The organism is Salinivibrio sp. ML290, from assembly GCF_001995695.1.
Classification (GTDB): Bacteria; Pseudomonadota; Gammaproteobacteria; order Enterobacterales; family Vibrionaceae; genus Salinivibrio; species Salinivibrio siamensis.
Genome location: NZ_MUEY01000003.1, coordinates 250,206 through 263,542 on the forward strand (window position 1 = coordinate 250,206; position 13,337 = coordinate 263,542).

The following is a 13,337-nucleotide window of genomic DNA, read 5'->3' on the forward strand; positions in this document are numbered from 1 at the left end:
AGGTATGCGCCTTTTGGTGGAATGTATACGTCGACTTGTCGCTAGCTGCTGAGCTTGAGCAGGCTCGTAACGGCACGGAAAACGCATGAACATCCGCGTCAAGAAAGGCTTCCTAACACGGTCGCCAAGTACTCTTGGTCCATCGCGCACATCATTCGCTTGCGTTGAATGCCAGCTTTGAAACTCTTCTCTTGCTTTAATAAATTCAAAACCATTTGCCTTATTCGTGCAAAAACTTCCGCTCGGTCATCGACTCTTATTCGGCAAACATCTTCTTTTAATCCAACATCAAGTTGCCAATGCATCGATTCAATTAACCAGTGTGAGCGCGTAGCATCATGAAGCTCTTTCGCTGTCAGTGCTTTTGAGCTTATATAATAGCGCACTGAAATATCTGACTCTTCAGCATGTTTGCCTTCTTGACGAACACTCACCATAATTCCCATCGTTTTTAATTCAGGCCAATCATAAGCCAAATCACCTAATACACTTAAATCGGTATTAATCAGTGCACATCGTGTTTCCAAACGCCCATGCGATTTTTCTTGTGATGCGTAGCTATCACCATCAAAGTGTTGAAGCATTGAGGGGCGATAGTAATTATCAAACGCTTCATCTAATTTACCTTGATTCGCTTTAACGGCAAGCAAATAATCAGCACTTTTATCAATGATTTTCTGTGCGATTTTGTGCTGACAACCCATAGCATCTATGGTAATCAAACAACCTGAAATATCTAGCAATTCTAGCAGCTTAGGGATGGCAGTAATCTCATTTGTCTTACTGTCTACTTTCGACTGTCCGAGGCACACTCCATTTGCGGTTGCGAACGCATTAACCATATGAATAGCAGCTTGGTCTGTTGCTCTGTTATACGATCCTTTCAGTGTTTTTCCATCAATGGCAATGACTTCACCATCCGTTAATTCATGACACGCCTTCATCCATTCTATGAAAGCGTTTTGTAATGCTTTTGTGCTGATAGTTCCCATCACTCTTGCAATAGTATCTGCAGATGGTGATGCTTTACCCGAGAAGCCAAAACGTAATAAAAAATCACGCTGCTTTCGCCCATAATCACTAATGCCTTTCCAGGTATCATGACCAGACAAAACCGCACAAATCGTTATCAAAATAATATCTGATAACGTATGTTCAACTTTACCTTCTTGGCGAATGTCTCTAATGGAAACGAAATGCATAAATGGACTTTTATCTTCTGTCATTTTTAATCTCCTAAACATTAGGAGACCATTAAATCGTACTGAAAATGATCAACAAATTGATCCTTTATTTTCACTTATTTTAATTAATAAATATGGCATAACGCACGATTTTAAGCCATAAGTGACAACTTAATCATTAAATTGCTAGCCCAGGCGTAGCGCGGATCTTCATGCGTTTTCCCTGATAAATATGGCATAACGCACGATTTTAAGCCATAAGTGACAACTTAATCATTAAATTGCTAGCCCAGGCGTAGCGCGGATCTTCATGCGTTTTCCCTGGTCCTTCTTTGGCTCACGCTCTAAACGCCTGATTGCAGTTGATCATTTCCACGTGGCAAAAGTGCTCACCAAAGCTGTTGACGATGTTCGCAAGCAAGAGGTTAACCGTCTACCGCCATACCTTAAACGAGAGTGCTACAGAACGCGTTATGGCTGGCTCAAGAGAAATAGAAACCTCACAGGTCGCCTGAGGGAGCGTATAAACAAATTGGCCAAGCTCATGATAGATACAAGCCTTAGCTGGTTGCTCAAAGAGCAAGCAAGACTAATCTGGTACGGAGGTTCGATCAGAAGCGCAAGGAATCAATGGCTAGAGTGGCTTGCTTTAGTTAAGGCAAGTGGAATTAAACCATTGATGACAGCAGCGGCGACAGTGAAAAAGCACTTACCAGTAATCCTTAATGCAATGCGGCTGAAGGCATCGAATGGCCTGGCGGAAGCTATAAATGCCAAAATCCAGTACATGAAGCTTAGAGCCAAAGGGTTTAGAAACAAACAACGGTTCAAGACAGCGATACTGTTCTATTTTGGGGGGCTTGATATGACTTTCCACCATGAACGATGAAGAGCCGTAAATATACAGCTTTTGCAGTTAAAGGAATGCGCTTTAACACCCACGCTACCGCCATTGGTTGGCGGCGTCCAAAAGGCCTTATAGGGCAGTTTTTCGTGGGCTAGATTATCAGACGCTGGGTAATGTGTTTAGGCAAAGGGGTCTAAAATGTTGGCGCGGTCAGGGTTGGGGATTTGTAGGGGGGTTAAACGCAAAAAAGCCGCTGACTGAGCAGCGGCTTTTCGGTATGTGGCGGAGAGATAGGGATTTGAACCCTAGAAGGGCTATTAACCCTTGCCGGTTTTCAAGACCGGTGCTTTCAACCACTCAGCCATCTCTCCGGAACGCGGCGTATATTATTGGGTTCGTTGTGGCTTGTAAACCCTTTATTTGCCGCTTTTTGTCTGCTCGCTCAATCAATGATCAGCTTGGCGAACATGCTAGCAAAAAGCGATTAGCTTACCGCCAATCGCCCTGCTTTTAACTGAGACACGTTAGCTGAGTCTCTTTGCTGCGCAGTGTTTATAGCGCGATAAAAATACCCGCCAGTGCCGCACTCATTAGGTTGGCAAAGGTGGCGGCAATCACTGCGCGTACGCCAAGGCTTGCTACATCTTTGCGGCGTTCGGGCACCATGGCACCAATCGAGCCAAGTTGAATGGCAATTGAGCCAATGTTGGCGAAGCCACACAAGGCAAAGGTCACAATCACCTGGCTTTGCACAGACAAGTTCGCTTTGATATCGGCAAAGGATAAGAAGGCGACAAACTCATTGAGTGCGATTTTCTGCCCTAATAGGTTGCCGACGGCAAACACTTCATGCACCGGCACCCCAGTAAGCAATGCCAAGGGTGAGAATAAATAGCCGAACAGGCTTTCTAGGCTTAAGCCTTCTAAATCAAGCAGCTCGCCAATGCTCCCGAGCCCGGCGTTTAGCATCGCAATCACACTGATAAAGGCCACCAGCATAGTACCCACGGCCACCGCGACTTTCATGCCGTTCATCGCGCCACTGGCCAAGGCATCAATCGCGTTCGCTTGGTCGCTATCGCTGATCTCCACCTGGTTTTGCTCAGCCGGTGTTTCCGTCTCAGGGACGATGATTTTGGCCATTAATAATCCACCGGGCGCGGCCATAAAGCTCGCGGCAATCAGGTATTTCAAATCCACGCCCATGGCGGCATATCCACCAAGTACACTGCCGGCCACTGAGGCCATGCCGCCGACCATTACGGCGAAGAGTTCAGAGCGAGTCATTTTGCTAAGAAAAGGGCGAACTACCAAAGGAGATTCGCCCTGAGAAAGAAAGATGTTGCTGGTTGCCACCAGAGACTCTGCGCGGCTGGTGCCGAGTAATCGCTGTATGCCGCCGCCGAGGAGTTTGATAACCCACTGCATAATGCCGAGATGATAAAGGAGAGAAATCAGCGCACTGATAAAAATGATTAACGGCAGTACTTTAACAGCGAAAATAAATCCATCGTTCGCCAGAGGTCCAAACACAAACTCGATGCCTTCGTTGGCAAAGGAGAGCAGCTTCGCCGCGCCATTACTCATTGCCCCTAGCATGGCTTGACCAAAGGGAATATAGAGCACCAGGGCAGCAAACCCAGCTTGCAGGCCAAACGCGCCTAGCACTGTTCGCCAGTTGATCGCTTTGCGGTTGGAGGAAAATGCGCACGCGCATAGAAACAGAGCGACCAGACCTGCCGCACTATAGAGGAGTTGCATAAATAGATTACCTTGCCGTTGTGTTGCACTTGCGGTACGGATGAGTACGACACGCTGCCGGGGTGGCAAGAGGTTCCATCATGCGTTACATCGTACCGCGGGTTCGGTGAAGGTGGGCCCGACCTTGGACGCTTTTTCTTCAGCCGCAAATCGCGACACAGTCACTCTTTGGCTATCGCTGCGCAAAGAGCACATGTTGGGCGAGCATTCTAGTGTGATTAAACTCTCATTTCCAGCAGAATTTGACGCTCGATCACACTTATTGAGTGGTTATAGAGGGTTGCAAACTGTCTTTTTGGCTGTGTCTTGTCTCTCAGACAATGGTCGGATGTTTATCCCTCTCTTTTTGTGTCACCTTGGTGGTGTCTATCATTCACACCCTGCATCACGCCTGCGCTTAACAAATTTGGCAAGATTGGTTGACACGTTTGGCTCATATGATATTCATGGGTGGCTATTGACAAAATCATTGAAGGTAAAGCGATAAAAATAAGCCTCAATGGAAAAACAAAAGCAATAGCGCTAAAAAACATAAAACAAAGCAAACACAACAACGCAACCACAATAAAGGAAACACACATGCAAACCGTCTCTTCGCATCAGGCAGGATCTAGCTTGTCGGTGATGCAACGTCTACGCGCATTGGGGCCAGGTATCATGATGGCCGCGGCAGCTGTAGGCGGCTCTCACCTTGTTGCCTCGACCAAAGCCGGAGCCATTTATGGCTGGCAACTCGCGGCATTGATCCTGCTCGTTAACTTGTTTAAATACCCCTTTTTTCGAGCAGGCGTACAATACACCGCGGGAACCGGTGAAACCTTGGTCGAAGGCTATGCGCGTTTAGGTCGGCCTTATTTGTGGCTGTTTGTCGCGTTAAGTGCGGTCTCTGGGGTGATTAACACCGCGGCCTTGACCTTATTTAGTGCCAGCTTGCTCAGCTATTTTGTGCCGTTTGATCTCTCACTGACGGTGCTCTCGAGCATTATTGTGGCCACCTGCTTAGTCATCTTGATTGCGGGGCATTACAAAGCGCTGGATACCTTATCAAAAGTGATCATGGCGACGCTGACATGCGCCACCTTAGTGGCGGTGACGATTGCCGTGGGGAATCCTGTCGCGGTTGAACCCAACTTCAATGCGCCCTCGATTTGGTCTGTCGCCGCCATCGGCTTTATCGTGGTGACCATGGGTTGGATGCCCGCTCCGATTGAAATATCTAGCATCACCTCGGTGTGGCTCAAGCGTAAAGCGCAATCTGAGCCGATTAACGCCAAAGCGGCGCTGTTTGATTTTAACGTCGGTTACATCGGTACCGCGCTGTTGGCGATTGTGTTCTTATCACTCGGTGCCTTGCTTCTGCACGGCAGCGGGGTGGAGTTAAAGCAATCGGGTATCGGCTTTTCGCATCAGTTAGTGGGCCTGTACGCCGCCACCATTGGTGAATGGTCGCGCTATTTGATTGCCGTGGTCGCCTTTTTCTGTATTTTCGGCAGCACCATTACCGTGATTGATGGCTATGCGCGGGTCGTATCAGAATCACAACGCTTGTTGCGTGAACAAACAGAAGCCGAGGCGCACCCGGGCATCGCACAAGGTTGGATGATGCTGATCTCGGTGTTGGCACTGGCGATTGTGGCGTTTTGGACCGGCGCACTGCTGACCATGCTTGATTTCGCCATGGTGGCGGCATTTGTCACCACGCCCTTTTTCGCTCTGTTGAACTATATTTTGGTGACCAAGCACCGCTTGCCGCCTGAAGTGACCATGAGCAAAGCGATGCGTGCGCTAGCCATTACTGGATTAGTGTATTTATTCGGCTTTTTGGCGGTGTTCGTCTGGTGGAAGTGGTTGATGTAACAAAGTTTACCTTGTTCGCGCTTAAAGGGCTGGGTTAACATCCTTTTACAACTTCACCATCGGTGTTGAGCGCGGATAAGGTATTATTGACCTTATAAAAGCCAGTCGTGGTTTAGGTTAAGGACGTGGGTGGCTTGAAAAAGTGAACGACTGCCCACATAACTGTCGTATATAAAAATGGATTGTTAACCCAACCGGGAGAACGTTATGAACGATCGTATCGTTTCGCACAGCCAGTCACAGCAGAGTGCGTTATCTACAAACAAAGTGCTACGTAATACGTATGCACTGCTATCGATGACACTGATCACCAGTGCTATCGCGGCCTTTATCGCTATCGCTGTCGGCATCGGCCCAATGATGTCGCTAGGTATGACCCTAGGTGCGTTGGCGATCGTGTTCTTTGTGCTACCACGCACCATGAACTCCTCCGCCGGTATTGTATGGACCTTCGTGTTCACCGGCTTACTGGGTGCCTCACTCGGTCCAACCTTGACCTACTACCTGAGCCTGTCTAGCGGCCCAGGGATTGTCATGCAGGCGTTGGCGACCACAGGTATGGTGTTCTTAGGCCTATCGGCGTATGCCATTACCTCTAAGAAAGACTTCTCTTTCATGGGTGGTTTCTTGGTCGCGGGTGTGATTGCTCTACTGGTGGCGATGGTCGCGAACATCTTCTTGCAGATCCCAGCGCTGAGCTTGGCAATCAGCACCATCGCGGTACTGATTTTCTCAGCCTTCATTCTGTATGACACCAGCAACATCATTAATGGCGGCGAGACTAACTACATTCGCGCCACCGTGTCGCTGTACTTGAACATCTTCAACATCTTCGTTCATATGCTGAGCATTCTTGGCTTTATGAACGACGACTAAGCCTCGTGCTTTAAACCGTAAGTCACAAAGAGCCGGCATGCGCCGGCTTTTTTTATGGCTGCTTTTTTAGCCCTAAAAGCGTGTGATTGAATGGCGCACCCACTCAGTGAAGCGCGCCACATCAGGCACAGTGAACGCCAGTTGCACTCGCCCGCCCTGCTCGCTATGCTTTGCAGCCTCAATCAAAGCGATAACGTCCGGTCAGATGACGAACAAAGGTAAAAGTATGCTGGTGTATGAAGGTGAAACCATTGCGACGGATGCGCAAGGGTATTTAAAAAATGTGGATGATTGGCACGAAGCCCTGGTACCGCTGCTTGCCGAACAAGAAAACATTGCGCTGACCGAAGCCCATTGGGAAGTGATTCACTTCGTCCGCCATTTCTATCAAGAGTACAACACCTCACCGGCGGTGCGTTTGTTGGTTAAATCGATGGAAAAAGAATACGGCCCAGAGAAAGGTAACAGCAAATACTTGTTTAAGCTGTTCCCTAAAGGCCCGGCAAAACAGGCCACCAAGCTGGCAGGCTTACCCAAGCCCGCGAAATGCCTCTAGTCACCGAGGCCGATAGCTCAAGCGCCGCCACACCTTCGCGGCGCATGTAACGATTGGCTCTAGGCTCTCTTCTATTGAGACCTGTTATTAAGGCGCTACAAGATGGCAAAGCCATCAACGGCGCGCCATTCCGCGTCCTCTTGATCAACCTGATCGACGCCCGCCGTCGGTGGCCCTTTATCTAACCACGCCATTAACGAATCCACTGACTCTTCGCGTCCACAAGCCAATACCTCAACGCGACCATCCGGCAGGTTCTTCGCGTATCCGGTTAATGAGAGCTTCAACGCCTCATGGGCGGTGTGATAACGAAAGCCAACCCCCTGAACGTGACCTGTGACATAGGCTTTGACACATTTTTGAGACATCTGTCACCTCTCCTATATTCCCATTGCAAAACGACACCTGTATAACGCTACATGAGACAAGTCGTTTGACAGGATGGCGTCATGAAAGAAGTTGCGTTTCGATGGATTGATAAATATTTTATCCACCTTCGGCTACAAGAAAAATTTTACCTTATCTTTTTCCTCCCCTTGCTCGCAATGGTTGTGATTGCGCTTACCTTGGATGCCGCCTCGGATACCCGTGTGGCACACAAGATGGAAGCGGAAGGCCAAGCCATTCAAGCCATGGTTGATAAATACGACCTCCCGAAAGGCGAGGTACAAACCCTGCTCAATAACCAGCAAACCGGTTTTACGTTCAATGGTAATGAGCTTGTCTATCAACTTGACGGCTCACTGTTTAGCCATATGAGCGCCACCGACTGGAGCCTACTGATCGGTATGGTTCTGGTGATTGCAGTACTGATTTACTACATCATGACCTTTATTGGCGGTGCGATGTACACCATGAACCAAGCCTTATTAAAGCTAGCAGATGGTGAGCTGAGCTACCGAATGAACTTTATTCCTGTTCGTGATGAGTTTAGCCAAATTGCCGTCACTATCGATAAAGTGCTTGAGCGCGAGCAAAACTTGGTGAAGGCGATTCAACAAAGCGCTGAAATGATGGATGGCTTGTCAGCAAGCTTGCAGCAGCGTAGCGATGAGAGTGAAGCCTTGGGTGAGAGTCAGCGCCAGTATCTTGATTCACTGGCCAGTGCCACCGAAGAAATGGCAGGCTCGATTCGCGAAGTGGCCAGCCATGCCACGGACACCTCAACCCAAACGCAAGAGGCCACCGAAGCGGCGAACCAAGGACGTCAGCAAGTCCAGCAAACCATGGCCGCGATTAACGGCCTTGCCAGCGAAATTGCCCAAGCGGCGGATAAAGTCAGCGAGCTGAGCAAAAACGCCGAGCAAATTGGCACCGTGGTGACCACCATCAATGGCATCAGTGAACAAACCAACTTGTTGGCGCTGAATGCGGCGATTGAAGCGGCACGTGCCGGTGAACAAGGCCGCGGCTTTGCGGTGGTGGCCGATGAAGTACGTACACTGGCCAGTCGCACCCAAGAGTCAACGGTTGATATTCAGTCTATGATTGAATCACTGCAAGCGCATACCGCGGATCTGCGCCGCGTGATGGAAGGCACGGTTGAAAATGCGTCAGCCAGCGAGGCGGCGGTGCAAGAAATTGATACCGAAATCAGCCAAATCGCTGAGCGCAGTGGCACTATCGCCGATCGCAGCACCGAGATTGCGGCCGCTGCCGAACAGCAAGGCAATGTCGCGGGCACAATTTCACAAGACGTCGAACAGGTACGCAGTCAGTCCACACAAGTGGCACAAATGCTGCGTGATTCTGCCACCGAAGTCAGCGAGCTGGGCGCACAAGCTCATCAGCTGAAAACCTTAGTGGCAGGGCTTCGTACCTAAACGCCTGAGTCTACCCCCCTCACGCTTGTAATCACGCGCCCTTCTCTGGGCGCGTTTTTATTGCAATCCCCCTGACCTTGCTCGACAATACCCGCCCTTTTTTGCTTTGCCTCGTTAGGACACCATCATGACTGCCACTGTGTATCTCGCCAAAGGCCGCGATAAATCTATCAAACGCCGCCACCCCTGGATTTTCTCGCGCGGTATTGCCCGTATTGAAGGAAAGCCAGGTTTAGGTGACACTGTCACTGTCTGCGATCATCAAGGCGAGTTTTTAGGCCTTGGCGCGTTCTCGCCACAATCGCAAATTCGGGTACGCATGTGGTGCTTTGAAAAAACCCCCATCGACAGTGACTTTTTCCTTGCCCGTATTCGTGCGGCAAAACCGCTACGTACCATGCTCGCCGAGCGTGATGGCTTAACCGGTTATCGTCTCTTAGCCGCCGAGTCAGACGGTGTCCCCGGTATTACCGTGGATAAATACGATAACTACTTGGTGTGCCAATTGCTCAGCGCCGGCGCGGATGCCCAGCGTGATAATCTGGTCACCGCCCTACGCACCGAGTTTCCAGAGTGCCATATCTATGAGCGCTCCGATGTGGCCATTCGTAAAAAAGAAGGCCTTAAACCGCGCACTGGCGTTTTACACGGTGAGGAGCCGCCTGCCTCTGTCATCATCGAAGAAAATGGCGTGGCAATTGAGGTTGATATTACCAACGGCCACAAAACCGGTTTTTATCTCGACCAGCGTGATAGTCGCGAACAAGCGGTGAAATACATGGATGGCAAACGGGTCTTAAACTGCTTTTGTTATACGGGCGGCTTTGGCTTGTATGCGCAAAAAGGCAATGCCAAACATGTCACTAATGTTGATGTGTCACAGCCTGCGCTCGACAAAGCGAAAGCCAATGCCGCCCGAAACGGCTTTGACCTCACCCGCGCGGAATTTGTCAATGCCGATGTGTTCAAGCTGCTGCGCACTTATCGCGAACAAGGCGAGCGCTTTGACGTGATTGTGATGGACCCACCTAAGTTTGCCGAGTCGAAATCCCAACTGACCGGCGCATGTCGCGGCTATAAAGATATCAATATGCTCGCCATGCAGCTTCTTAATCCGGGTGGTGTACTGCTCAGCTATTCTTGCTCGGGTTTGATGGATGCGGGCCTGTTCCAAAAGATCCTCGCGGACGCGGCGTTAGATGCCGGTAAGAACGTGCAGTTTATCGAACGCTTTGCGCAAGCGGCGGATCATCCCACTCACAGTGCTTATCCTGAAGGCTTTTACCTGAAAGGGTTTGCCTGCTTGGTGCAATAAGTCGCAAGCAGTATCGCACTTTTGTGTCAGCAGGCGACCTATGTCGTCTTCTGACCTAGACACTTCTGTCTAGCGCCTCTACTGTATTTAGAGAGTCAGCGTTTAGAGAGCCAGCAACAGGAGTGTATGAATGCTCAGTCCCATTAAGCCACAAGATGAAGATCAGCGTTTAAAAAAACTAGAAGAAACGGGCCTGCTAGATACCGAAGACGAAGAGCGCTTTGACCGTATCACTCGCTTAGCAAAACGTTTATTCAACGTCCCGATCGCCCTCGTTAGCTTAATCGACAACGATCGTCAGTGGTTTAAATCCTGCTTTGGCCTGACTGTGCGCGAAACTTCCCGCGATATTTCTTTTTGCGGCCATGCCATTTTGGGCAATCAGCCGTTTGTGGTTCAAGACGCCAGTGCCGATCCACGTTTTGCCGATAACCCTTTGGTGACTGGTGACCCGCATATCCGCTTTTATGCCGGGCACCCGCTTTCTCTTAGTGATGGCACCAATATCGGCACACTCTGTGTTATTGATACCCAGCCAAGACGTTTTAGCCAAGAGGACGTGCGCTTTTTAAAAGATCTGGCGCTACTCGCGGAAAGTGAGTTGTCATCGGCACATACCGCTTACACTGACGACATTACAGGCATTTCTAATCGACGCGGTTTTATGCAACTGGCGAGCCGAGCGGTACAGCATTGCCAGTCAATTAATGCTCCCTATTCATTAGCTTTTTTGGACTTAAATAACTTTAAAGCGATTAATGATACCTACGGCCATGCTGAAGGGGATATCGCGTTATCTCACTTAGCCAACTTGCTGCGCGCCAATATGCGCGAATCGGATGTGTTCGCCCGCTTTGGTGGGGACGAGTTTGTGGTGTTTCTCTATGGTGCGGGTCGTCAAGAAGCGGAGAATGCCCTCGAGCGTTTTGCTGGGGTGGTTGAACGATTTAATCAAATCAACCGGCACACGTATCCTCTCTCATTTAGCCAAGGCATTGCGACCAGCTCAGCCACCTCGCACCGCGGTTTAGATGACTTGTTGGATGAAGCGGATACCAAGATGTATCAACAAAAAATGCGTCAAAAAGCCCACAACGGTGATGAGTCCTAAGCGGTGTAGACGTGTAAACGAATAAAAAACGTGGCACACAAAGGTGCCACGCGTTGTCGATAGTACTCACAGCCTTTGCATCTAGTGTGAAAGCGCCGAGGCGATGGTCTCCAAACTACTCGGATCATCAATCGTCGAGGGCACGTGATAAGCCTCGCCATCCGCCATTTGGCGAATAATGCGACGTAATATTTTCCCTGACCGTGTTTTGGGCAACTTATCGACGATAACCGCTTTTTTAAAGCAAGCGATCGCGCCAATTTGATCCCGCACACGCTGAACTAACTCCTGTTCGATCTCGCCACTCACAGAGACAAAACCATCTTTCAGTACCACCAAGCCGAGCGGCAATTGGCCTTTGAGCTCATCGTGCATGCCCACCACTGCACATTCGGCGACCGCTTCATGGCTACCCAGTACTTCTTCCATTTCTCCGGTCGATAAGCGGTGGCCCGCGACGTTAATCACATCATCTATCCGTCCCATCACAAACACATAGCCATCTTCGTCCATGTAGCCCCCATCACCAGAGACATAGTAACCGGGGAACTGGCTGAGATAGCCGGCTTCAAAGCGATCGTGGTTGCGCCACACCGTGGGCAGGCAGCTGGGCGGCAGGGGACGCTTCACGGCAATATATCCTTGCTGGTTTGGCGCCGCAGGATCGCCCATTTCATCGAGAATACACACCTGATACCCCGGGCTTGGCATGGTTGCCGAGCCAGGCTTGGTCGCAAAACAGGTTAACCCTAATGGATTGCCTGCAATCGCCCAGCCGGTTTCAGTTTGCCACCAGTGATCCACCACGGGTCGCTGGGTCTTTTCTTCTACCCATTCCAATGTCGGTGGGTCAAGCCGCTCGCCGGCCATAAACACCGTGCGTAACGATGTCATCGGATAACGCGCCAGGTGCTCACCGTTTGGATCTTGCTTTTTAATCGCCCGAAAGGCGGTAGGCGCCGAGAACAAGATGCTGACGTTATACTCATCACACACACGCCAAAACGCCCCCGCATCCGGTGTGCCGACGGGTTTGCCTTCAAACATCACCGTGGTGCAGCCGTGTAGCAAAGGGGCATAGACAATATACGAGTGCCCCACTACCCAGCCGACATCCGAAGCGGCCCAAAACACTTCACCGGGTTTGACGTTGTAAATCGCGCTCATGCTGTACTTCATCGCTACCGCATGGCCGCCATTGTCACGCACTACGCCTTTGGGTTTGCCCGTGGTGCCGGAGGTATAAAGGATATACAAAGGATCCGTAGCATTAACGGGCACCGGCGCCGCAGGAGTAGCTTCAGCCAATAGCGCCGCCCAATCAGCATCACGCGGATTGTCTAAATTAGAACGACACATCGCACGTTGATAGACCACCACATGGTCGGGTTTGTAGCGACTGTCCATGATGGCTTGATCAACCATCGGCTTATAGGCCAAGGTTTTCGCGCCCTCAATGCCGCATGAGGCGGTAAGTACCACCTTAGGCTCCGCGTCTTCAATCCTTACCGCCAGCTCGTTCGGGGCAAAGCCACCAAACACCACCGAGTGGATCGCCCCAAGCCGTGCGCAAGCGAGCATGGCCACGGTCGCTTCTGGGATCATGGGCATATAAATCACCACGCGATCCCCCTTTTCAACCCCTAGCCCTGCCAGCATGCCCGCAACTTTCGCCACGTAGTCACGCAGCGCGGCATAGGTGTAGGTGGTTTTTTTGTCGGTGACCGGGGAGTCGTAAATAAGTGCAGTTTGTTCGCCTCGACCTTGCTCGACATGAGCATCAAGCGCCATATACGCGGTGTTCATAGTGCCATCGGCAAACCAGCGCTCAATGCCATTGTCATCTTTGCTAAGAATGGTTTGTGGAAAGGTAAACCAATCGAGCTGTTTGGCCTGCGCCTGCCAAAAACCCTCGGGATCGCGGCTAGCCCAATCCGCATGGTGTTGATAACTGGCTTCTTGCATAAGCGGCTCCTTATCGCCCGCCATGAGCGAGCGATGAGTTAG

The 13,337-nt window shown here is 50.4% G+C and carries 11 protein-coding genes and 1 tRNA gene; 7 read left to right on the top strand and 5 right to left on the bottom strand.

The annotated features are described in order from the left end of the window. Positions 1-98 precede the first annotated feature (98 nt). Positions 99-1,226: an ISAs1 family transposase gene (locus BZG23_RS04790; RefSeq protein ID WP_077606285.1), complete on the bottom strand. Its 1,128-nt coding sequence runs from the start codon at positions 1,224-1,226 to the stop codon at positions 99-101. Positions 1,227-1,494: 268 nt separating this feature from the next. Here BZG23_RS04790 and BZG23_RS04795 point away from each other — a divergent pair, with 268 nt between their 5' ends. Next, complete coding sequence (locus BZG23_RS04795; RefSeq protein WP_077606286.1) at positions 1,495-2,073, top strand: transposase; 579 nt, start codon at positions 1,495-1,497, stop codon at positions 2,071-2,073. A 238-nt stretch (positions 2,074-2,311) separates the two neighbouring features. On the opposite strand, the gene BZG23_RS04800 is transcribed toward BZG23_RS04795, so the two are convergent. Together BZG23_RS04800 and BZG23_RS04805 are read right to left on the bottom strand one after the other, a co-directional pair. Beyond that, positions 2,312-2,402 (bottom strand) — tRNA-Ser (locus BZG23_RS04800). Positions 2,403-2,583: 181 nt separating this feature from the next. Then, the gene (locus BZG23_RS04805; RefSeq protein WP_077606287.1) at positions 2,584-3,792 is read right to left on the bottom strand and encodes a NupC/NupG family nucleoside CNT transporter; all 1,209 of its coding nucleotides are present in this window, start codon (positions 3,790-3,792) and stop codon (positions 2,584-2,586) included. A gap of 579 nt (positions 3,793-4,371) precedes the next feature. Between BZG23_RS04805 and BZG23_RS04810 the strand changes: the two genes are divergently transcribed. From BZG23_RS04810 to BZG23_RS04820, 3 genes are all read left to right on the top strand, one after another. Next, positions 4,372-5,649 (top strand): NRAMP family divalent metal transporter, encoded by a 1,278-nt coding sequence (locus BZG23_RS04810; protein ID WP_077459433.1) that lies wholly within the window; start codon positions 4,372-4,374, stop codon positions 5,647-5,649. Between the two features lie 207 nt (positions 5,650-5,856). Next, positions 5,857-6,525 carry a Bax inhibitor-1/YccA family protein gene (locus BZG23_RS04815; RefSeq protein ID WP_046073363.1) on the top strand — a complete coding sequence of 223 codons (669 nt, stop codon included), beginning with the start codon at positions 5,857-5,859 and terminating at the stop codon, positions 6,523-6,525. A 226-nt stretch (positions 6,526-6,751) separates the two neighbouring features. Further along, positions 6,752-7,081 (top strand): TusE/DsrC/DsvC family sulfur relay protein, encoded by a 330-nt coding sequence (locus tag BZG23_RS04820; RefSeq protein ID WP_025672953.1) that lies wholly within the window; start codon positions 6,752-6,754, stop codon positions 7,079-7,081. Between the two features lie 95 nt (positions 7,082-7,176). Here the strand turns inward: BZG23_RS04820 and yccX are convergent, their stop codons facing one another. After that, positions 7,177-7,449: an acylphosphatase gene (gene yccX / locus BZG23_RS04825; RefSeq protein ID WP_077606288.1), complete on the bottom strand. Its 273-nt coding sequence runs from the start codon at positions 7,447-7,449 to the stop codon at positions 7,177-7,179. Positions 7,450-7,530: 81 nt separating this feature from the next. Here yccX and BZG23_RS04830 point away from each other — a divergent pair, with 81 nt between their 5' ends. From BZG23_RS04830 to BZG23_RS04840, 3 genes are all read left to right on the top strand, one after another. After that, positions 7,531-8,904, top strand: a complete 1,374-nt coding sequence (locus BZG23_RS04830; protein WP_077606289.1) for a methyl-accepting chemotaxis protein — start codon at positions 7,531-7,533, stop codon at positions 8,902-8,904. A 127-nt stretch (positions 8,905-9,031) separates the two neighbouring features. Next, entirely contained in the window at positions 9,032-10,219 is a 1,188-nt protein-coding gene (locus BZG23_RS04835) for a class I SAM-dependent methyltransferase (protein ID WP_077606290.1), read from the top strand. A 130-nt stretch (positions 10,220-10,349) separates the two neighbouring features. After that, positions 10,350-11,330: a sensor domain-containing diguanylate cyclase gene (locus BZG23_RS04840; protein WP_077606291.1), complete on the top strand. Its 981-nt coding sequence runs from the start codon at positions 10,350-10,352 to the stop codon at positions 11,328-11,330. An 81-nt stretch (positions 11,331-11,411) separates the two neighbouring features. Here BZG23_RS04840 and BZG23_RS04845 read toward each other — a convergent pair whose 3' ends face one another. Beyond that, on the bottom strand, positions 11,412-13,295 hold the full coding sequence (locus BZG23_RS04845; RefSeq protein WP_077606292.1) for a propionyl-CoA synthetase: 1,884 nt from the start codon (positions 13,293-13,295) through the stop codon (positions 11,412-11,414). Positions 13,296-13,337 lie beyond the last annotated feature (42 nt).

Excerpts from the sequence above, each read along its gene's own strand:
- BZG23_RS04840 (WP_077606291.1), top strand. The coding sequence starts at position 10,350 with ATGCTCAGTCCCATTAAGCCACAAGATGAAGATCAGCGTTTAAAAAAA.
- BZG23_RS04845 (WP_077606292.1), bottom strand. The coding sequence starts at position 13,295 with ATGCAAGAAGCCAGTTATCAACACCATGCGGATTGGGCTAGCCGCGAT.
- BZG23_RS04830 (WP_077606289.1), top strand. The coding sequence starts at position 7,531 with ATGAAAGAAGTTGCGTTTCGATGGATTGATAAATATTTTATCCACCTT.
- BZG23_RS04820 (WP_025672953.1), top strand. The coding sequence starts at position 6,752 with ATGCTGGTGTATGAAGGTGAAACCATTGCGACGGATGCGCAAGGGTAT.
- BZG23_RS04815 (WP_046073363.1), top strand. The coding sequence starts at position 5,857 with ATGAACGATCGTATCGTTTCGCACAGCCAGTCACAGCAGAGTGCGTTA.
- BZG23_RS04835 (WP_077606290.1), top strand. The coding sequence starts at position 9,032 with ATGACTGCCACTGTGTATCTCGCCAAAGGCCGCGATAAATCTATCAAA.
- BZG23_RS04810 (WP_077459433.1), top strand. The coding sequence starts at position 4,372 with ATGCAAACCGTCTCTTCGCATCAGGCAGGATCTAGCTTGTCGGTGATG.
- BZG23_RS04790 (WP_077606285.1), bottom strand. The coding sequence starts at position 1,226 with ATGACAGAAGATAAAAGTCCATTTATGCATTTCGTTTCCATTAGAGAC.
- yccX (WP_077606288.1), bottom strand. The coding sequence starts at position 7,449 with ATGTCTCAAAAATGTGTCAAAGCCTATGTCACAGGTCACGTTCAGGGG.
- BZG23_RS04795 (WP_077606286.1), top strand. The coding sequence starts at position 1,495 with ATGCGTTTTCCCTGGTCCTTCTTTGGCTCACGCTCTAAACGCCTGATT.
- BZG23_RS04805 (WP_077606287.1), bottom strand. The coding sequence starts at position 3,792 with ATGCAACTCCTCTATAGTGCGGCAGGTCTGGTCGCTCTGTTTCTATGC.